At 58.2% G+C, this 18,902-nt stretch carries 18 protein-coding genes; 4 read left to right on the top strand and 14 right to left on the bottom strand.

Translation table 11 applies throughout. The annotated features are described in order from the left end of the window. Positions 1–310: 310 nt before the first annotated feature. Positions 311–1,264 carry a sugar-binding transcriptional regulator gene (locus N7578_RS05060; RefSeq protein WP_311109207.1) on the top strand — a complete coding sequence of 318 codons (954 nt, stop codon included), beginning with the start codon at positions 311–313 and terminating at the stop codon, positions 1,262–1,264. A 258-nt stretch (positions 1,265–1,522) separates the two neighbouring features. Here the strand turns inward: N7578_RS05060 and N7578_RS05055 are convergent, their stop codons facing one another. After that, a complete protein-coding gene (locus tag N7578_RS05055; protein ID WP_311109206.1) occupies positions 1,523–2,221 on the bottom strand; it encodes a hypothetical protein in 699 nt (232 codons plus the stop codon). 248 nt (positions 2,222–2,469) lie between these two features. Between N7578_RS05055 and N7578_RS05050 the strand changes: the two genes are divergently transcribed. Beyond that, positions 2,470–2,778 carry a hypothetical protein gene (locus N7578_RS05050; protein ID WP_311109205.1) on the top strand — a complete coding sequence of 103 codons (309 nt, stop codon included), beginning with the start codon at positions 2,470–2,472 and terminating at the stop codon, positions 2,776–2,778. A 68-nt stretch (positions 2,779–2,846) separates the two neighbouring features. On the opposite strand, the gene N7578_RS05045 is transcribed toward N7578_RS05050, so the two are convergent. Further along, positions 2,847–3,941, bottom strand: coding sequence for a helix-turn-helix transcriptional regulator (locus tag N7578_RS05045; protein ID WP_311109204.1), 1,095 nt, complete (start codon positions 3,939–3,941; stop codon positions 2,847–2,849). 176 nt (positions 3,942–4,117) lie between these two features. Continuing rightward, positions 4,118–5,311, bottom strand: a complete 1,194-nt coding sequence (locus N7578_RS05040; protein ID WP_311109203.1) for a M20 aminoacylase family protein — start codon at positions 5,309–5,311, stop codon at positions 4,118–4,120. Between the two features lie 84 nt (positions 5,312–5,395). On the opposite strand from N7578_RS05040, the gene N7578_RS05035 reads away from it, so the two are divergent. Beyond that, the gene (locus N7578_RS05035) at positions 5,396–5,683 is read left to right on the top strand and encodes a hypothetical protein (protein WP_311109202.1); all 288 of its coding nucleotides are present in this window, start codon (positions 5,396–5,398) and stop codon (positions 5,681–5,683) included. A 68-nt stretch (positions 5,684–5,751) separates the two neighbouring features. Here the strand turns inward: N7578_RS05035 and N7578_RS05030 are convergent, their stop codons facing one another. From N7578_RS05030 to N7578_RS05005, 6 genes are all read right to left on the bottom strand, one after another. Continuing rightward, positions 5,752–6,846 (bottom strand): glycoside hydrolase family 88 protein, encoded by a 1,095-nt coding sequence (locus N7578_RS05030; protein ID WP_311109201.1) that lies wholly within the window; start codon positions 6,844–6,846, stop codon positions 5,752–5,754. A gap of 8 nt (positions 6,847–6,854) precedes the next feature. Continuing rightward, on the bottom strand, positions 6,855–8,414 hold the full coding sequence (locus tag N7578_RS05025; protein WP_311109200.1) for a glycoside hydrolase family 28 protein: 1,560 nt from the start codon (positions 8,412–8,414) through the stop codon (positions 6,855–6,857). 128 nt (positions 8,415–8,542) lie between these two features. Next, positions 8,543–9,808, bottom strand: coding sequence for an ABC transporter substrate-binding protein (locus tag N7578_RS05020; protein ID WP_311109199.1), 1,266 nt, complete (start codon positions 9,806–9,808; stop codon positions 8,543–8,545). 42 nt (positions 9,809–9,850) lie between these two features. Then, positions 9,851–10,951, bottom strand: a complete 1,101-nt coding sequence (locus N7578_RS05015; RefSeq protein ID WP_311109198.1) for a sn-glycerol-3-phosphate ABC transporter ATP-binding protein UgpC — start codon at positions 10,949–10,951, stop codon at positions 9,851–9,853. Between the two features lie 2 nt (positions 10,952–10,953). Then, positions 10,954–11,838, bottom strand: a complete 885-nt coding sequence (locus N7578_RS05010) for a carbohydrate ABC transporter permease (protein ID WP_311109197.1) — start codon at positions 11,836–11,838, stop codon at positions 10,954–10,956. 4 nt (positions 11,839–11,842) lie between these two features. Further along, positions 11,843–12,724 (bottom strand): sugar ABC transporter permease, encoded by an 882-nt coding sequence (locus N7578_RS05005; protein ID WP_311109196.1) that lies wholly within the window; start codon positions 12,722–12,724, stop codon positions 11,843–11,845. 209 nt (positions 12,725–12,933) lie between these two features. Here N7578_RS05005 and N7578_RS05000 point away from each other — a divergent pair, with 209 nt between their 5' ends. Further along, positions 12,934–13,863 carry an AraC family transcriptional regulator gene (locus N7578_RS05000; RefSeq protein ID WP_311109195.1) on the top strand — a complete coding sequence of 310 codons (930 nt, stop codon included), beginning with the start codon at positions 12,934–12,936 and terminating at the stop codon, positions 13,861–13,863. A gap of 28 nt (positions 13,864–13,891) precedes the next feature. Here N7578_RS05000 and N7578_RS04995 read toward each other — a convergent pair whose 3' ends face one another. The 5 genes from N7578_RS04995 to N7578_RS04975 all read right to left on the bottom strand — a co-directional run bounded on the left by N7578_RS04995 (position 13,892) and on the right by N7578_RS04975 (position 18,895). Next, positions 13,892–15,172, bottom strand: a complete 1,281-nt coding sequence (locus N7578_RS04995) for a TRAP transporter large permease (RefSeq protein WP_311109194.1) — start codon at positions 15,170–15,172, stop codon at positions 13,892–13,894. Continuing rightward, positions 15,172–15,693, bottom strand: coding sequence for a TRAP transporter small permease (locus tag N7578_RS04990; protein ID WP_311109193.1), 522 nt, complete (start codon positions 15,691–15,693; stop codon positions 15,172–15,174). Before N7578_RS04990 ends, N7578_RS04995 begins: the two co-directional genes overlap by 1 nt. Positions 15,694–15,765: 72 nt before the next feature. Continuing rightward, the gene (locus N7578_RS04985) at positions 15,766–16,743 is read right to left on the bottom strand and encodes a TRAP transporter substrate-binding protein (RefSeq protein ID WP_311109192.1); all 978 of its coding nucleotides are present in this window, start codon (positions 16,741–16,743) and stop codon (positions 15,766–15,768) included. 140 nt (positions 16,744–16,883) lie between these two features. Next, positions 16,884–17,762: an amidohydrolase family protein gene (locus N7578_RS04980; protein WP_311109191.1), complete on the bottom strand. Its 879-nt coding sequence runs from the start codon at positions 17,760–17,762 to the stop codon at positions 16,884–16,886. After that, positions 17,759–18,895, bottom strand: a complete 1,137-nt coding sequence (locus N7578_RS04975; protein WP_311109190.1) for a mandelate racemase/muconate lactonizing enzyme family protein — start codon at positions 18,893–18,895, stop codon at positions 17,759–17,761. Before N7578_RS04975 ends, N7578_RS04980 begins: the two co-directional genes overlap by 4 nt. Between the last annotated feature and the right edge of the window lie 7 nt (positions 18,896–18,902).

Below are 18,902 nucleotides of genomic sequence, written 5' to 3'. Positions count from 1 at the left end.
CACCGTTTCGATGAAGAGCTTTTTACAGCCCGGTGAACCTTTGATGACGACCCGTCGCGACAACCGCGAAGGGCTTTCTTCATACACGAACAGGTTGCCGAACCGAAAAATCACCCGCGATGAGAACACTGTCACAATCGAGGACTACGAGGTTCATGGTCGTTTTATCGGGTGGCCACACTGATACGCATCGATGATCTGGAAAGCGCCGCATCAATCCGTAACGAACGGACTTGACGGCGCTTCCCTCTACGGCCATTGATTAAGTTACAAATGTTACGCACATGTGACAATTGATACGGGGGATCGTTTGGACAACCGGGACATGATGGTGAAGGCGGCGTGGCTCTATCACGTCGAGGGACTGACACAGGCACAGATCGCTGAACGCATGCATCTGACGCGCCGTCGCGTGAACGAACTGCTGGCGATGGCGCTGGATGAGGGCGTCGTGCGGATCAGCTTCGCCTCTCCGCTCGCAGAGAATGTCGAGCTGGAATCGCGCCTGTGCGACGTCTTCGGGCTGGAAGAAGCCGCCGTCGTCATGACGCCCACCGATATCACGCAGTTGCAGAACGTCATCGGCCGCACCACCGCCGCCTATCTCGACAGGTTTCTTCAGGTCCGAAAGCCTGCATCGCTCGGTGTCGGCTGGGGTACGACGCTGCGCGAAACGGTGGAGCACATGACGCCCGCCAATGCGCCGGACATCAAGGTGCGCTCTATGATGGGCGGACTGACCCGCGGTTCGGAAATAAACACGTTCGAGATCGTGCGACGTTTCGCCAAGGTGCTGGGCGCGGAATGCCACTATCTCGCCGCCCCGATTTACGTCGATAGCGCCGCCTCCCGCGACATCATCATGGAGCAACCCGCTTTCCGCACGCTGCTGCAGGAAGCGGCAGGCGTCGAGGTATCGTGCCTCAGCGTCGGTGACCTGACACAGGAATCGCTACAGGTCCGCTACGGCCTGCCATCGCGGCAGGTCATTAATGAGTTGCTGGCGTCCGGCGCAGTCGGCGATATCATCGGTCATTATCTTGACCGCAGCGGACGCCCGGTGGCGCATGACATGAACGAACGGGTCATCGCACTCGATCTGGAAGAGTACCGGCGTATTCCCTGCCGCATCATCACCTCCGGCGGGCCTCACAAGCACAATACGCTGCGGGCGGCCCTGTCTGCCGGTCTGGCAACGGTCCTCGTGACCGACACCGAGAGCGCGCGATGGCTGCTGGAAAACGCTGCGCAGGCCGCAGCGTGATCGCAGTTGAAGAAGCGCCGGACAATCCGGCGCTTCTTCATGTCATCAACCGAAATGATGGCGTTTCTGCAATCCATGGACGGGCGTGTCGAGGCTGCCGCTTCCACCGCGTCGGCTTCCACATTGTCTTCCCGTGGACCTCCCATCGACTGGAATCCTTGGGCGTATCGCGGCCAGATTCTGAAACACGACCACAGACGACACAGCGAAATTTATGGTCGTAGCGGTTCCGGAAATCTGGAACCACCAGGTGCGCTGTTACGCCTTGGGCAACTTTGGCAGCAGGCACAGTTTGCTGTGCTTCGTAACCCCGCTCATGTCACATACGAAATACCGTACCTTGAAGGGAAAGGTCCTGGTCGACGATACGCCGACGGATTTCGCCCGTGGCTGTATGGTATCCGACACCCCCCAGCGCGAGCGCTGATTGCAAAGGCTTTCCTCCCCATTCAGGTAGTAACACGTCAAAACCTGAATCGGGATATTGCAGGTGTTGGTCAGGTCTACGTAGTCCCAGTCGATTTTGCCCCGGCTGCGTTGGTTGAATTTCACACAGGCGTCATTGGCATAGGGAGCACGATTGCCGCTGGTTGCTGGCTTATTGGAAACAGGCCGCGTCGCCGCCGGCCTGGGGCTGGGATCATTGGCCGCAGACGCTATGGCACCGGCGCGACCGAAGGCGCGGCTCATGCGGTCTATATTATCCGAATCTCGAGGGCGCACGCGTTCAATAGGCCTTTCCTCAGGTTCGGGCAGAGCATCCAGGATCGCAATTCCAAGCCCCAGCAATGCGGCTGCATTTGCACCTGACGAACTGCGTTGCGTGGATCCGCCACCGCATGAAGAGGAGCGACCACCGCCGTTCGGAGCAAGTTCGCATCGTGCTTCGGCTTTATCTGCAACGGGAGCCAACCACAGTGACGAAAGTAAAATCAGAGAAATAATACGCCAGTTCATTCTAGCCTCTCGCTGGATCATTGATAACGTCGCGAAGCATCTGGCACCGTCCCCTGCTCATGTGCGCGCGACACCACAGACAACATCATTCCCGGAAAACAAAGTCATACTCCTGCTGGAGTACACGCAGAGCCTTGGGCTCCGAACGCGCAGCCACTCCAATTGGAGGATGTGGCAGGTGCATAAGTCTGATTTCTTCCGTGCACCCGCTTCAAATGACACGATCCAAAATACCGGAGATGACACGTATGAAATTTAGCAAGCTCGCGCAGGCCAGCGTCGTGATGTTTGTAGTTGTCATGGTGAGCGGACAATCAGCGTTCAGCAAGGACATCTGCTCAGACGCCTACATGAGTCAAAAAATCCAGCCTTTTGCAAACCGCGCGCAAAACGCGACAGGTATATGCGCAACGGCAAAAGCAGGCATCACTCTTTATACCGAAAGCATCAAACTCGTGAATCCGTGCCTCGGCGATCCGGGATTGAGCGCATACAAACAAGAACTCGAAAAGCTGTTGCGCGACGCCAAAAATCAGGCCGCAGCCTCCTGCGGCTGAGAGGCTCGCCAACTGTCTGGAAAACAACCCGCGCAAGGTCGACCAATCACAAGGCGAACGCGGAGCGCTTATCCCAGACGAATGCTTGCCAGCAGCAGGCAGAGTTCTGCCTGTCTGTCCGTTCCCGTTTTCCTGAGAATGGATCGTATGTGCGTTCGGGCAGTTTCGTAATGAATGCCTGATTGCTCCGCTATCGTCCTAACATCAGCGCCATCGTTGAGAAGCAAAGCGATCCTGTATTCAGACGGCGTCAGTCCAAACATACGCCGAAGCACCTCATAGGAAATGAACCGCGGGTCATTGACGTCTTCGAACAGCACCATGACGTAGGATTTGGCGAAAACATCCCGCAAATTCGGACCAATTCGCTCGATACGCGCCAACAGCGGCCTTTTATCACTCCGACTTAACGTAACGATTTCCCCACAGGCTCCGTTCTCGGACAGGGTAACCTTACGTAACATCTTTTCGAACGTTGCCGTTTCTCGCGGCCAGAACGCCCTTATTTTCTTCTGTAATATGCGCACATCGCCGGAAAGCAGCGCATCAGCCTTCTGATTTGTCGCGACGACGTAACCCCGGTTGTCGAAGATGACACACGCAACATTTGCCCGCTCGAAAGCGGTTAAGCGCCCCGCCACGTCGCCCATTGAAAAAAGGGCCATGATCCGGGACGACATCTGAAGATGAGCCCTCAGAGCGGAAAGATGTGCGCGATCTTCGTTCTCGAAGCCGCCTTCACCGATTTGACGCTGAAGAACAAAAAACAGATCATCGGCGCCGGACGAGAAATTGACGACGGCCGTGTGCTGAAAGCCATACTTCGCCATGAATTTATAATAGTCGAGTTCGACGAGCTCTTCTTTACGGGTGAAATCCGTTTCAAACACAACACCGTTGCGCTTCATCAACGGGATGAACTTTGCCCTATGGTCGCGCGTATCCCATCCCTCTCGCAGGTAGCCGTCCATGATCGAAGCGAGACTGTCCGTAAAAAGAACACCTCCCACGGAACCGCTGCTTGAAGGTGCCATAATATTGACACCACCCGCACCGCTCGCCGCAGCGATCTGATCCACAAGAAGAGGCCAGCGCTCAGGCTCCACCGCAGCATCCTGAAACTGGGCTAGCAGACTGTAGAAGCGTGTAACGTCAACCGGCATTTTCCCTCACCCCCGCGAGAAGATTTTTATACTCAGAAACCCGTCTTGAAATCCACCATTACCGAGAGATGCGGTCAGCGGTCGCGAGTTTGATCACCAATGGGGACGATCGGCCGGATCCGCGCAAGGACATGAAGAACGTTCGCACACGCAACGCCCAAAGTGTGGTGACGCCCTCATATGGCGTCACTATCGAGATAACGCTCTACCAGGCGCGCCCACATCGCCGCGCCAACCGTCAGGTTTTCATCGGCGAAATCATATCTCGGACTATGCAGCATCGCCGAACTTGCCCCGTTACCCAGCCGGAGAAAGCTGCCCGGCTTGCGCTCGAGGAAATAGGCAAAATCCTCACTGCCGGGAATGAGATCGCACGTCGCCACCCGGTCTGCGCCGACCAGTTCCTCCGCCACGGTGCGCGCGAAGGCCGTCTCCGCTTCCGAGTTGACCACGACGGGATAACCGCGCTCATAGTCGATCTCGACGGATGCGCCATAGGCCTCGGCAACCGAACGCGTAAGGCCTGTAATACGCTCCTCGAGAAGACTGCGGACATCAGCGTTGAACGAGCGGACGCTCAGCCCGAGTTTTGCATATTCGGGAATGACATTGACCGCCTCACCCGCATGGATGGTGCCGACTGTGACGACGGCGGTCTGTGTCGGATCGACGTTGCGCGACACGACGGTCTGGAGCGCCACCACAAGATTGCAGGCAACGACGATCGGATCGACCGCCAGATGCGGGCGCGACGCATGCCCACCTTTTCCGCGGATCGTAATGCGAACCGTATCGGACGACGCCATCAGCGGGCCGGCGCGCAGGCGGAAGGTGCCCTCGGGAAATCCAGGATGGTTGTGAAGGCCGAAAATAGCATCGAAAGGAAATCGCTCAAACAGCCCATCAGCGATCATCTTCTGTGCACCGCTCGGATTTCCGGCCTCTTCAGCCGGCTGGAAAATCAATGTCACGGTGCCGTTGAAGCGGCGGGTGCGGGCTAGATATTGCGCGGCACCGAGCAGCACCGTCGTATGCCCGTCATGGCCGCAGGCATGCATAACGCCGGGCCTGTTGCTGGCATAGGTCAGTCCTGTCTCCTCGTGAATGGGTAGCGCATCCATATCGGCGCGGATGGCGATACCCTTTCCTCCGGCACCAACGGAGAGACGGGCGACCACCCCATGACCACCGACATTGCGTGTCACCTCATATCCCCAGCCCTCCAGCTTTTCCGCGACATAACGGGCCGTGTCCGCCTCCTCGAACGACAGTTCCGGATTGGAGTGCAGATGACGCCGCGTTTCCGTCAGCTCGGCCTCCATGTCTTCGAGGTCGGAAAGGCGTGTATAGGCATTGTCGGGAATAGGCATGGGATTCCAGTTCAGCGGGTTGGAGATTCCGGTTCGCTGTGTATTTGAGCGGCAGATCCACGCGGGATCAAACGAAAAGCGCATGTGTGCGCCGGAAAGATCATCATACCTGACTGGGATCTCGCGCTCAGCTGGAACAGCCAGTTCGTCGCCCGTCAGGACAATATGGGTTATACCCGTGGCCCCAGCTCCGGTTACGGTCTGCACGGCATCTCGCTCGACTGGACGCCGAAGGAAGGAACGTTTGCCGGAACGGAGGTGCACGCCTCGATCGACAACATGTTCGACAAATTTTACATGCCGTATCTGAGCGACGGTATCTCGGCGATGCCGGGGCGCAATTTCAAGCTGTCCATCAGCCGCAAGTTTTAAACAGCTGTCCAAAAAGAACTGCGGAGGCAAGCTTCCGCAGTTCTCAAAAGAAAGCGTACCGCAACCCGCTACGCCAGTCGCAGGTTTTCGGCATAGGCCATCATCAACGGCCCGACGCCCTTTGCATCATCGGACACGACCGGCTCCGTCAGGTAATACTCCGGTGTGCCGCTGCGATAGTTGCCCTCGAAACCGCCAAGCCCCGCTACATGCACGATACCTGTGAGACGCGTCAGTCCATCGCCATCCTGCTTGAGCTTCGTTTGCAGAAGCGCTTCAAGCGCACGGCGACCTGCCGAGAGCGCAGCCCCTGCTTCTTCGCCTTCGAGCAGTTTCAGGCGAACCGCCCGCAACAGCGCGTAGGCAAACATCGCCGACGCCGATGTTTCCTCGTAATTGCCGACAAGATCGGGCGCATCGAGCACCTGCATCCACAGACCGTTTTCCGTCTGTCGGGTAACCACATCGCCCAGAAGCACACGGGCGCGTTTGCGCAGCGAAGCAGTTGCCACATCGTCGGGAAGGATCACAATGACATCTACAAGCGCCATGGCAAGCCAACCGACGGCACGCGCCCATAGCGCTGGCGAATGACCGGTGACGGGATTGGCCCAGCGCTGCTCGCGGCTGTCATCATACCCATGGACGAATAGCCCGCCGGGGTTTGCCGTCAAAGCCAGCGCCGTCGATAGTTGCTGCAACGCATCGACGATGAATTCCGGGCGGCCGGTCACCTGTCCATATTCGACCTGGAATGGCAACCCCATATAAAGACCGTCCAGCCAGACCTGATGCGGATAACGCTTCTTGTGCCAGTAATTGCCAGAGGGAATACGCGGGTGTGTCGCGAGCTGCCCCGCGAGATGATCCGCAGCCTTGAGGTATCGGCCGTCGCCGGTTTGTTTCGCCAAAGGGAAAAGAACACGACCGGCCAGAATGTGGTCGATGTTGTACTCTTCCGGGCTGTAACCGGCGAGCGTGCCATCGGCAGCGATCTGGGCATCCGCCAGACGATGCAGGTGATCATTCCAGTGCCGGTCGCCGGTCGCTTCGCCAAGAAACTGCAAACCGCGATAGACGCACCCGTCCTCATAACACCAGCTTCCGCCCTTGTAGTGCTCATATCGACGTGAAAATTCTTCAAAATAGTCAGTGGCTTTCATGGGATTTCTCAATCAATATCTGATGCGATGGAAACGGTAGCGCGGCTCAACAGGGCGGGATCATCACAGCGGATCTGCGCCTGCTCGGACACGATCGTCTCGTGACGCATGGGCCTCACCCGATCGGCCATGATCGGTGGCGTCGCGATGGCGGAAGGATCGTGGGACATGATGGTCAAGCCGCGGATTTCGATATTTCGCACCGGCGCCTCGGGAAGGCCGAGAAACGCACCGGCGGCATGCGCAAGCCCGCGGATTTCGACATCTTCGATGATGATGCCATCGATAACCGGCGTACCCTTGCCAAACGTTACAGGCGCTCTGGATTGCACCCAGTCATCATGCCCATCGGCATCGCAATGATAATGGGCATTGGCCGAAAGCGCCGTCTGCACACCATTCAGCAGTACCCGGCGCATGGCGATATTGGTAACGGAACCGCCCCGCCCGCGCCGCGTCTTGAGCCGCAGGCCGCGATCCGTGCCGATCATTTCGCAATCCTCGACCGATACATCATGAACGCCGCCGGACATTTCCGAGCCGATCACGAGGCCGCCGTGACCGCGCTCCATCAGGCAATGGGTCACACGAACGCCACGCGTTTCGGCCAGATGATCGTCTTCGCCATTCGGGCCGCGTTTACCCGCCTTGACGGCGATACAGTCGTCGCCGACCGAAAACCGGACGCCCGTAATCGTCACGTTACGGCAGCTTTCGGGATTGAAGCCGTCTGTGTTCGGGCTGTCGTGCGGCGCCATGATGGAAAGCCCGGCAGCAGTGAGATCGTTGCAGCCCTGTGGATGGATCGTCCAGGACGGCGCGTTGCGGATTCCGAACCCCAGCAGAGTGACGTTACGGCAGGATACGAGATGCAGGCCACGCGGGCGACGTGCGCCATCACGCGTTTCCTTTGGCCATGTCCACCAGTCGCCCCTGTCGCCGGAACCGTCGAGAACACCTCTGCCTTCGATGATCAGCTGTTGCGCACCGATGGCGTGAACGGGGGCTTCAAAACAGGCATCCGGAAGCCCTTCCCAGCTTCCAAGCATCCGGCCGTTCTCGTCACGGGCAGGCAGGACCGGCCAACCATCGCGAACGGAAGGCGCGCGAAGTACGGCGTCTTCTGACAGATGAAAGGTCATGTTGCTTTTCAGACGGACGGGAAAGGCGGTCCACTCACCGGCAGCCAAACGCAGTGTTCCGCCTTCCGGCACCGCATCGATCGCCCTGCGAAGTGCTTCCGCATTTGCACGAGCACCCACGAGATCATCCAGTGCGATATCGGCTTGAAGGCCGAAATCCAAGGCTTCCACCAACCCCGTGCAGGGCAAAGTATGGAACTCGACAGGTTCGAAACCGGCAGCCTCGAACAGGTAGCGGGTGCCGGGTACAAGATCATGCAGCAGGGTAACGACCGTATCAGCCTCGCCGGTCTGCACGACGACGCCGACTTCCGGCGCGGACAGGCGCCAGGCGACTTTCGATGGCAGGTGATAAAGTGCGCCTGATGTCTCAAGGCAAAGCGCTGCCGTTCGCGCCGAATGCGCGACAATCAATGGTCGGGTCATGATCCTGTCTCGTGTTTCTGTCCCGTATCCGGGTCCGGGTATCAGCGCATTCCCGGATAAAAACCGCGTCGCACTTTTCCGGGGAATGCTTCCCCGCCGCAGCAAGCCGCGGCGGGGTATGGTGCGTATCAGTCGAACTTCACCAGAACGTCGTTCACCGTATCGATGATCTGCTCGGCTGCCTCATCGGCCGCGATCTGGCCGTAGGCGTATTCCTCGAGCGTATCGATGAAGGCCGAACGGATTTCCGGATGTTCGTTGAAAGGCGAAACGGTCGGGCCAGTGGCCGCCATGACGATGGCGTTGGCTGCACGGACTTCCGGCTCACCCTTATCACCCAGACGCGCTGCTGCCGCCTTGGATGCCGGCAGACCACGCGAGGTTCCTAGCGCGTCAATGCCTTCAGGTTCGTTCAGCAGGCAGTTGACGACCTGTGCAGCCGCTTCCTGGTTCTTCGAGTTCTTTGAAATCGAGAACACCATGGACGGCTTGCGATAAACGCCTTCCGTAACGGCATCTGCCAGCTTCAGCATCGTCACCGGCTTCAGCACCTGGCCATCCTTCAGCGGATCGGCATATTTCGAATAGGTCGAATCCCACTCGTAGGAACCGGCGATCTTGCCTTCCGACCATGAGGGCTTTTCAAACAGGTTGACGTTACCGTCAGCGGCCTCTTCCTTCTGCGAGCGGATGGCACCCGTCTCGACCAGCTTGCCGAGGAAGGAAATGCCTTCCGCCAGCTCTTCCGGCGTCCATGCGACTCGGTTGGTCTTCGTATCGACCAGATCCTTGCCAGTTTTCTGAACGACGGCCAGCGTCACCAGAAGCTGGGCCGTCTCCTTCACCGCGTTGAAGGTGTAATGATCCTTGCCAAGCTTTTCCTTGATGGTCTTGGTCGCGTCGAAGAACTCGTCCCAGGTCTTGGGTATCTCGACCCCGGCCTTCTCGAACGTCGTCGCGTTGAAGAAGAAGACGCGGCCTGTCGTCGAGACGGACAGACCCTGCAGAACGCCGTTCATCTCACCGGCCTCCAGATCGGAGCCCGTCCACTGGCTGAGATTGAGAGGCTTCAGCTGCCGCAGGTCCGCGAACCCCTCGCCACTCTTGGAGAACAGCGGCAGCCAGGGCCAGTTGACCTGAACGATATCGGCCTCCGTCTTGCCCGCCATCTGCGTGGTCAGCTTCTCGAGATAACCGTCGAAGCCGGTGAATTCCCCCTTGACGGTATGCCCGTATTTCTCGCCGCAGGCGGCAATCGCTTTCTGGGTGGCGACGTGACGGCTTTCACCACCCCACCAGGACATGCGCAGTTCCGCCGCGTTGAGTGGCGCAGAAACCGCCATTGCCGCGTAGGCGACGCCAGCCAGCATTGCCATTGTTCTTGCTATTTTCATCGTATTCTCCTCCACGAAAAATCAGACACGCAACTGCCCTCCTCAGAGCGAGACATTGCGGCCATCGGCCTTGTCGAAAATGTGCACTTTCTCCGGATCAGGACGCAGACGGATAACGCCGTCGGACCCAAGCGCGTCGTATTCCGCAGCACCAACAACGCTCACCAGTTTTTGCCCGGCGAGATCGGCATGCAGATAAACTTCGTGTCCCATGAATTCGGCATTGGTCAGCTTGGCTTCCAGCGCGGGACCATCGCCCTGACCGGCGAGCGAAAAATGCTGAGGACGAATGCCGATGACGGCATCTGCCGGGCGGCGGGAAAGACGTTTTTCGACATGATCGCCAATCGGCAGACGCTGCCCGGCGATAACGAATTCGGCACCCTCAATCCCGACATCGACCAGGTTCATCTCGGGGCTGCCGATGAAGCCGGCCACAAAAAGATTGGCGGGGTGATTATAAAGCTCTTTCGGTGTCGCCACCTGCATGATGCGGCCGGTCTGCATGACGCATATGCGGTCGCCCATGGTCATGGCTTCGGTCTGGTCGTGGGTCACATAGATCACAGTCGATGAAAGCCCCTCGGCCTTCAGTTGCCGGTGCAGATCGGTGATGCGCACGCGCATAGAGGCACGAAGCTTGGCATCCAGATTGGAGAGCGGCTCGTCGAACAGGAAAACACCGGGCTTCTTGATGAGTGCGCGGCCGAGCGCAACGCGCTGCGCCTGCCCGCCGGAAAGCTGCTTCGGCAGACGATCCAGCAATGGCTCGATTTCAAGGATGCGGGCGACGTTATCGATCGCCTTTTCGATATCAGGCTTGGCGACACCGGCTATCTTGAGGCCGAACGCCAGATTGCCGCGCACTTTCATGTGCGGATAGAGTGCATAGTTCTGGAACACCATGGCAATTGAACGCTTGCCAGGCGGCAGATCGTTGACCCGCTGGTCACCGATCATGATATCGCCGCCGCTGATCTCCTCGAGGCCTGCGACCATGCGCAGTGTGGTGGACTTGGCGCAGCCGGAGGGACCGACGAACACCATGAACTCACCGTCCTCGACATCGAGGTTGATGCCATGCACGGCCTTGAAGCTGTTGCCGTAGACTTTTTCGAGATTTTTGAGTTGAACACGTGCCATTTTCAGCCTTTGACCCCGCCAGACGAGATCCCTTCAATGAAATACCGTTGCGCTGCGAAGAAGACGATCAAGGCAGGCGCGATCGTCAGGACCGACATCGCAAGGATGCGGTTCCACTCGAACGCTTCGGTGGTATCGATGGAGAGTTTGAGCGCGAGGCTCACCGGATATTTGTCGACCGAGGACAGGTAAATCAGCGGTCCGAGGAAATCGTTCATCGTCCACATGAACTGGAACAGGCAGACCGAGATCAGAGCCGGAGCCAGCATCGGAACGACGATGTAGACGAGGGTCTGCAGACTGTTGGCGCCATCCACGCGGGCGGCCTCCTCCATATCGGAGGGAAGCGAACGCAGGAACTGCACCAGCATGAAGACGAAGAACGCGTCGCCCGCCATTGCAGACGGCACCCACAGCGGCAGGAAGCTATCCAGCCAGCCGAGATCGCGGAAAAGGATATATTGAGGGATACGGGTCACGACATTCGGCAGCAGCAGGATGGCGATGACCGATCCGAACAGGATCTTCTTCAGCGGGAAATCGAAGCGCGCGAAGGCGTAGGCCGCCATCGTGCAGGAGATCGCCGTACCGATGACCTTGGGCAGGATGATCAGGAACGAATTCCAGAAGAACCGGCCGAACGTATAGGGCGTGGACGTTTCCCAACCGCGGATATAGCCGTCGAGCGTCGGGTTTTCAGGGATGAAACCGGCCCCTGAGAAAATCTCGGAATTCGTCTTGAAGCTCGCGCCCACCAGCCAGATCAGCGGATACAGCATCACCAGACCGACAGCGAACAGCAGCACGTAACGAATGCTGGTGGAAATGAGGCTCAGTTTCGCGCGGCGCGCGGCCTGAACTTCGTTGAGGGTTAAAACATCCGTCATGAGATCAGTTCCGCTTGTCGCCGGCGTAATAGACCCACTTCTTCGAAGACCAGAAGGCAACGAGGGTCAGCACGGTGATGATGGTGAAAAGGACCCATGCAATGGCAGAGGCATAGCCCATGTTGAACTTCTTGAACGCCTCGTCATAAATGTAGAGGGGCAGAAGATAGGTGGACTTGAGCGGTCCGCCCTGGGTGATGATGTATGGTCCGTTGAACTCCTGGAACGCCTGAACCATCTGCATGATGAGGTTGAAGAAGATAACCGGCGTCAGAAGCGGCAGGGTGATGAATATGAAGGTTCTGATCTTACCGGCACCATCGATGGCGGCCGCCTCGTAAAGCGACTTGTCGATGGATTGCAGGGCCGCCAGAAAGATCACCATGGCCGAGCCGAACTGCCAGCAACGCAGTAGCGTGATGGTGAAAAGCGCGTTGGTCGGATCCCCGAACCAGTCCACCGGCGACAGGCCGACATAACCGAGCGCCATGTTCACAAGACCTTCGGTCGCGAACATGTAACGCCACAAAACGGCAATCGCGATGGAGCCGCCGAGAATGGAAGGAACGTAAAAGGCAGTCCGGAAGAAGTTGATGAACTGCAATTTGTAATTGAGTATCGCTGCGATGAACAGCGCGAAGGCCAGCTTCAGCGGCACCGTCAGAAACACGTAAAGCAGCGTGACATTCAACGATTTGAGAAAGGTCCGGTCACGCGTGAACAGGCGCTCATAGTTGGCGAGCCCTGCCCATGTCGGATCGCTCATCAGATCGTAGCGCGTGAAGCTAAGATAAAGAGAACCCAGAAACGGGATCGCCGTAAAGATCAGAAGCCCAATGATATATGGCGCCAGATATCCCAGTCCCAGAAGGCGTTGAGACTTCATGACACTCCTCCCCGCGCCCCGGAAAGGCGCGTATTCATGAATACAATTTCGTACAAGTGATTCTCCCGAAGCAGCCAGCGAAGCGCATGAGAATGCACTTTTCGCCGCGCTCCACCTCCTCCAGGATTGATGCAGCGCTTACAGGCGGTTTATGCTGTATAAAAACCAAAACGTCGTATCAAAGTGAATTAACAAAGGGGAGGAAAAAGATGGACGAAATTGAAGGTGGCATCCTCTCCACTGTTCCGCCTGCGGCGCTCGCACTCAATCTGACGCGTGCCACGATCAAGATGGAGCATTCCCGCACATGGCAGATCGACAAATCCAACCAGGTCGATGACCTGATCATCTGCCTGGAAGGACAGGGGCATTATCTGGTGGACGGAGAATCACGCATCATGGAGCCGGGCGACGCCATGCTCGTTTCCCGCGGACAGCGCTTCGTCGGCTGGAATGAGAAAACGGTCACATATCGGGGCATCGCCCAGCATTTCACGCTGGATATCTACGGACGGCACAACCTGATCGCGCAGATGGATCTCAAACCGAAGGTGCATCTCAGTCGCTGGCCGCTACTTGAGCCGCTGGCACGACACTACCGCCAGAGCGCACCGCCCTCCTCCGTCACACTCAGTCAGCATCATCTTTTCATGGTGCTGCTGATCGCCTTTATTGACGATGCCTTTCTGGGGTGGATCGATCGGCCGAGTTTCCAGCCGGAGGGTACCGAAGCGCTCGATCTTGCCGTGATGAAAGCGGTGACGATGATTTCGGCCAATCCGCTCGACCCTGATATTGCCGCAACTGCCACGGATGCAGCACCGTATAATCGCGATTACTTCCTGCGGGAATTTCAGAAGCGCGTCGGCAGAACGCCGCGAAAATATCAGGAGTTCAAGCGCATGGAACGCGCCATGCATTTTCTGGAGGCAGGGTTATCCGTCGCCTCTGCCGCCGCGGAAGTTGGATACGGCGACCCCTACTATTTCTCGCGCATGTTCAAACGGACGCTGGGCTTGAGCCCCCGCGACCACATGAACAAGATCAGACGGAGCCGCCACGGCAACCTCTTGCAGCTAGATGAAGGGGAGCAGGAAGAAGCACTGGCACTACAGAACGAAAAAGCCCCGCTGGTGTAGCGGGGCTTTGCAATTTTGGCGGCGCGCCTCAGCGGAACAGCGATGGCAGCCAGAGCGACAGCCCCGGAATGTAGGTGACGGCAAGAAGCACCGCGATGCTGGCTCCGAAGAACGGCCATATCGTGCGCATCGCTTCGCGGATCGATATGCCGCCTACAGCACACCCCACGAACAGCACCGTACCAACCGGCGGTGTATTCAGGCCGATACCGGCGTTCAGGATCATAACGACACCGAAATGAACCGGATCGATGCCGAAAGCCTTGACCACCGGCAGCAGAACCGGGGTCGCAATAATGACCATCGGCGCCATGTCCATGAACGTGCCGAGCAGAAGCAGGATGACGTTGATGACGAGAAGCACGATGATCGGGTTGTCCGAAATCGCGCTGATCGCGGCAATCATCAGCGTCTGGACCTGAAGAAAGGCCATCAGCCAGCCAAAAGACGCGGCCGTGCCGATCACAAGCAGCACCATGGCCGTGGTGCGCACCGCACCCATCACAGCCTCAACGAAACCACTCCAGTCCAGCTCGCGATAAACGAGCATCGCGACCAGAAATGCATAGAGAACCGCGATACACGAGCTTTCGGTAGCGGTGAACACGCCCGAGCGTACGCCACCAAAGATGATGCCGATCAGTAGAATTCCAGGGAAAGACGCCAACAGGTAATACATCAGCTTCGAGAAGCCCGGGAATGGCTCCGAAGGATAACCTTTACGCCTTGCAACGATGTAAGCCGTGACCATAAGCGCAAGCGCCAGAAGCAGGCCCGGGATGATGCCAGCCGTGAACAAGTCCGCCACGGAAACGTTGCCGCCCGCAGCAATCGAATAGAGGATCATGTTGTGGGACGGCGGAATCATCAGCGCGATAATGGCGGAATTCACGGTAACGTTGACCGCATAATCCCGGTCATAACCACGCTGGGCCATCTGCGGGATCATCAGCCCGCCAACTGCCGACGCATCCGCGACAGCCGAACCGGAAATGCCGCCAAACAGCGTCGAAGCGACGATGTTGACCTGACCAAGACCACCACGGAGATGCCCGACGAGACCGGCTGCAAACCGGATCAGACGATGAGCGATACCGCCACGCACCATCAGATCGCCTGCGAAGATGAAGAAGGGGATCGCCATCATCGCGAAGACGTTCATACCCGAGTTCAACTGCTGGAATACCACAATGGGCGGAAGGCCGAGATAAAGAACCGTAGCGAAAGACGCGATGCCGAGGCAGAATGCGATCGGCGTACCGATCATCATCAGCACGGTAAACACGCCAAAAAGGATTGCGTATGCCATTATGCGGCCTCCTGCACGAGAACATCCGCAGCGATTTCCTCGCCGAGGGCAAGATCGACAAAACGCTCGGCTGCAAACAGGGAAATCAGAAAACCACCGGCAATCAGCGGGAAGAAATCAACACCACCCGGCCAGCCAAGCACGGGGATCGTTGCCGTCCAGGTACCCATCGAAAGTGAGGTGCCGTACCAGGCCATGCCGATACCAAACAGGAAAATGAGCGCCAGGCTGGTCATATCCATACCGGTCTGCACGCGGGGCGGCATCATATAACGAACGATATCAAGCCCGAGGTGCACACTCTCACGTACGCCGACCGCAGCCCCAAGCATGATGAACCATGACATCAGGTGAAGAGAGAGCGGCTCCGACCAGCTGGGCGAGTCATTCAGGACGTAGCGGGCGAAGACCTGCCAGCCCACGATGAGCGTCATGGCAACCATGCCGATGCCGGCGATGTATAGTGACGTGCGGCTGAGCACGCCGAGGATCGGGCGGATGGCCCTCATAAAATTTCGCATTGTTTTTCCTCCTCTACTGAGGCGCGGCAAGACAAAAAAACCGGCCCTAATGACAGGGCCGGTTCTCCAAAATCACTTGACTGCCTTAACGCGCTCGAGAAGATCCTTCATCTTCGGGTCGGTCACGAACTTGTCGTAAACTGGAGCCATCGCGGCTGCGAATTCCTCCTTGTTGACCTTGATGACATTTGCGCCGCCGGCACGCACCTTCTCTTCCGAAGCCTTTTCACGGGCACTCCACAGTTCACGCATCTTGCCGACCGAGTCCTTTGCGGCCTGACGCACGAGCTTCTGGTCTTCCGGGTTCAGCTTGTCCCAGGTGACCTTTGAGATGACGAGGATTTCCGGGTTTAGCGAATGTTCGGTCAGCGTGTAGTTCTTGGCCACTTCGTAGTGACGCGCGGACTCGTAGGACGGCCAGTTGTTTTCAGCACCGTCGACAACGCCGGTTTCCAGCGAAGAGTAAACCTCACCCATCGGCATGGGGGTCGGGTTGGCGCCGAAAGCCTGCATCATCGAGATCCACAGGTCAGACTGCTGGACGCGGATCTTAAGGCCCTTGAGGTCCGCCAGCTTCTCGATCGGCTTTTTCGTCGTGTAGAACGAGCGCGCGCCGGAATCATAGAAAGCGAGACCAACGAGGCCATGCGGTTCGAATGCCGCCAGAACTTCATCACCAATCGGGCCATCGACGGTGTTGTGCATATGCTCGGTGGAGCGGAACAGGAACGGCAGGCCGAGAACGGTGGTTTCCTTGACGAGATTGTTGAACGGCGCGGCGTTGACACGGTTCATGTCGATGACGCCAAAACGCGTCTGCTCGATGGTGTCCTTCTCTCCGCCAAGAACGGAGTTGTTCATCACCTGAACCTTGATGCGTCCCTTGCTCCGCTCAGCGAGAAGCTCGCCCATATATTTCACCGCCTCGACGGTCGGATAACCGTCCGGGTGAATATCCGCGGAACGCAGGGTGATTTCCTGCGCTTGCGCCGAAATGCCGGAAAGCGCCATCCCCATGGCGACACAAAGCATGCCTGCTATCTTTTTCATTGTCTTCCTCCTCTTTGTGATCGGTCCGGCCTTATGATGACCCCCTGGACCGTATTGTCCTGCCCGTCCGGGCCGGTATGCAAACCTTTCATGACTGCCGCGGCAGAAACCAATCCCTTCCTGCCGATATCAAATTGCAATCAAGCCGCCGGAAATCGTGGGAGCTTGAAGAGTTCCTGCGGGTTTTCAACGAGCGCGCGGTGCCGCGCCACATCGTCAGGCAACCAGCCGAGCACCAGTTCCGCCAACCGCGCATCATCCGGATAGAGAGCCGTTTCCCGAATGGAATTATGCGGCCAGTTCGTACCCCAGACGATGCGCTCCGGTGCATGGGCGGCGACACGACGGGAAAAGGCGGCCACATCCTCATAAGGCCACGCATCCCGCGAACTCTCGTAAACACCGGCAAACTTGAACCAGACGTTGCCCCGGTCGATCAGCTTTCGAAGCGCTGCAACCTCGGGACCATCCGGATCGATCCCCTTGAAGAACTTGCCGTGATGGTCAAAAACCCAGCGCGAACGGATTTTCTCCAGCCGCGGCAGGTGATCGAGAAGATTGTTGCCGTCGAACTGGATCGCGATCATCCAGTCAGCGGCGGCAGCGCGATCATCGACGGCTTCAAGATACGAGAGATCCACCGCTCCCCCCGGCAGATCCATGATACGGGCACCGACGGTGCCAGCAGCGGTAAGTCGCTCCATCTCGGCATCCGTCGTCGTATCGTCAACGATCACCACGCCGCGGGCGACATCTCCCATCGCCGCGACACAGGCAAGGGTGTTTGCGTTGTCACGCTGGTGAGCGTTGCCCTGTGTGATGATGACGCGATCGATCCCCAGCCATTGCATGAGCCTGCGATAGTCATCCGGCTGCGGCAGTTCACCCGGAGGCAGACCGGGCCCACCGGCGAGTGCCGGATATCCCGGAAGATACATGTGCATCTGCGCATCAACCGCCCCCCGCGGCAAAGCGGGGGTCGGCGCAGCACCGGAAAGCTGGCGCTGAAGCGCGCTCATGCGTCCGGCATCCTGTATTCCACGAGAGCGTCGCGATTGATCTCGATGCCAATACCCGGCGTGTTCGGGATCGCCACGACACCGTTCACCGCCTCGATCGGCGTTTTCAGGATCGCCTGACGGAACGGGTTATGGGTGCGATCAAACTCCATGATCGGCTCGATCGGATTGACACGAACGGGGTCCGGCGTCATTGCCGCCATGAACTGGAGCGCTGCGGCGATATGCACGCCCGTTCCCCAGACATGCGGCACGACGCGCACGCCATGAAGGGTCGCAAGCGTCGTGATCTTCGCCATTTCGGAAAAACCGCCGCAACCGCACAGATCCGGCTGGAGAATATCGACCGCACCGGCTGATAGCGCCTGCCACATGCCGTAACGTGAATGCCACGTCTCGCCGCCCGCGACCGGGATCGGCTGGCCGGCGCGAACGCGGGCATAGGCATCCAGTTGCTCCGGCACCACCGGCTCCTCGAACCAATCCACTCCATACTCAGCCGCACGGTTGCCGACGGTGATGGCTTCCTGAAGTGTATAACCGTGATTGGCATCGATCATGAGACGCATATCGGAGCCGATCGCCTCACGGACAGCCTTGATGACGGCCAGATCTTCCTCGACACCAAAACCGATCTTGATCTTGCAGGCATGAAATCCCTGCGCCCGGCGCTCGGCCATTTCGGCGGCATTGTCCGCCACCCGGTCCACGCCATCACGCTTGAAGCTGCCGGTCGCATAGGCGCGAACGCTTTCGCGCCAACGACCACCGAGCAGCATGGAAACGGACGTGCCGTAATGCTTGCCCTTGATATCCCAGAGCGCGATATCGATGCCAGACAGCGCGGTAATGCTCAGGCCGCGCTGCCCCTGGTCACGCAGGGCGTTGTAGAGGGTTGCCCAGATCTTTTCCGTCTCGCGAGGATCCTTGCCGATAAGCCAGCCGGAATAGGCAGCGACGACGGCGGCGTTGGGCCTCGCCGGACCGAGGCATTCGCCCCAGCCCACGGTTCCGTCATCGCATTCTATTTCGACCAGCACATGGGCGCGACGATCAAACCGCATGGATGCGCTTTCGAAAGGCGTATCCAGCCGGTGTTCGAGCAGATGCGTGCGGACAGCTGTGATCTTCATTGGCTCC

The organism is Agrobacterium tumefaciens, assembly GCF_031801495.1.
Lineage (GTDB): Bacteria > Pseudomonadota > Alphaproteobacteria > Rhizobiales > Rhizobiaceae > Agrobacterium > Agrobacterium tumefaciens_K.
The sequence above is the reverse complement of the archived record's forward strand: the minus strand, read 5'-3'. Positions and strand labels throughout refer to the sequence as shown.

Coding starts and splice junctions, on each gene's coding strand:
- N7578_RS05015 (WP_311109198.1), bottom strand. CDS start 10,951: ATGGCACGTGTTCAACTCAAAAATCTCGAAAAAGTCTACGGCAACAGC.
- N7578_RS05055 (WP_311109206.1), bottom strand. CDS start 2,221: ATGAACTGGCGTATTATTTCTCTGATTTTACTTTCGTCACTGTGGTTG.
- N7578_RS05010 (WP_311109197.1), bottom strand. CDS start 11,838: ATGACGGATGTTTTAACCCTCAACGAAGTTCAGGCCGCGCGCCGCGCG.
- N7578_RS05030 (WP_311109201.1), bottom strand. CDS start 6,846: ATGAAAGCCACTGACTATTTTGAAGAATTTTCACGTCGATATGAGCAC.
- N7578_RS04985 (WP_311109192.1), bottom strand. CDS start 16,743: ATGAAAAAGATAGCAGGCATGCTTTGTGTCGCCATGGGGATGGCGCTT.
- N7578_RS04975 (WP_311109190.1), bottom strand. CDS start 18,895: ATGAAGATCACAGCTGTCCGCACGCATCTGCTCGAACACCGGCTGGAT.
- N7578_RS04980 (WP_311109191.1), bottom strand. CDS start 17,762: ATGAGCGCGCTTCAGCGCCAGCTTTCCGGTGCTGCGCCGACCCCCGCT.
- N7578_RS05005 (WP_311109196.1), bottom strand. CDS start 12,724: ATGAAGTCTCAACGCCTTCTGGGACTGGGATATCTGGCGCCATATATC.
- N7578_RS05040 (WP_311109203.1), bottom strand. CDS start 5,311: ATGCCTATTCCCGACAATGCCTATACACGCCTTTCCGACCTCGAAGAC.
- N7578_RS05045 (WP_311109204.1), bottom strand. CDS start 3,941: ATGCCGGTTGACGTTACACGCTTCTACAGTCTGCTAGCCCAGTTTCAG.
- N7578_RS05025 (WP_311109200.1), bottom strand. CDS start 8,414: ATGACCCGACCATTGATTGTCGCGCATTCGGCGCGAACGGCAGCGCTT.
- N7578_RS05020 (WP_311109199.1), bottom strand. CDS start 9,808: ATGAAAATAGCAAGAACAATGGCAATGCTGGCTGGCGTCGCCTACGCG.
- N7578_RS04995 (WP_311109194.1), bottom strand. CDS start 15,172: ATGGCATACGCAATCCTTTTTGGCGTGTTTACCGTGCTGATGATGATC.
- N7578_RS05050 (WP_311109205.1), top strand. CDS start 2,470: ATGAAATTTAGCAAGCTCGCGCAGGCCAGCGTCGTGATGTTTGTAGTT.
- N7578_RS05000 (WP_311109195.1), top strand. CDS start 12,934: ATGGACGAAATTGAAGGTGGCATCCTCTCCACTGTTCCGCCTGCGGCG.
- N7578_RS04990 (WP_311109193.1), bottom strand. CDS start 15,693: ATGCGAAATTTTATGAGGGCCATCCGCCCGATCCTCGGCGTGCTCAGC.